Consider the following 401-nt stretch of genomic DNA (forward strand, 5'->3'; position numbering starts at 1 on the left):
TGATCGGCGCCGGCGGCCTGGTCGAGCTGATCCTGGACGCCGGCGTAGGCGGCCTGGTCTATGCCGGCGCCGCCCTGGCGCTGAACGCCGCCGGGGTCCGCGATGTGCTGAAACGCCTGATCCAGGCCCGCCGACGAGTGGCCGTATGATCGGGGCCGCCATCCACGACAACGCCGCCTGGGCGGCCGCCCGACCGACGATCTCGGTCCTGATCCCCTTCCTCCGCGACGATCCTCAGGCGCTGATGGAGTTGCTGGATCGAGAGGCCGAGGCGTTGAACGGCGCGGTCGAGTTGATCCTGCTGGACGACGGCACGGCGGACGCCGCCCTGACCGAGCGGCTCAAGTCCGCCTCCGACGTGTTGCGTCTGCCAGTCCGGCTGATCACCCTGTCCGCCAACG

At 70.6% G+C, this 401-nt stretch carries 1 pseudogene; it reads left to right on the plus strand.

The window, feature by feature from the left end:
- Positions 1 to 145: 145 nt before the first annotated feature.
- Positions 146 to 401 (plus strand): annotated as a pseudogene (locus CVH10_RS17930) (hypothetical protein); the annotation flags it as partial.

The sequence above is a fragment of the Halomonas sp. ND22Bw genome (assembly GCF_003011945.1).
Taxonomy (GTDB): domain Bacteria; phylum Pseudomonadota; class Gammaproteobacteria; order Pseudomonadales; family Halomonadaceae; genus Halomonas; species Halomonas halophila.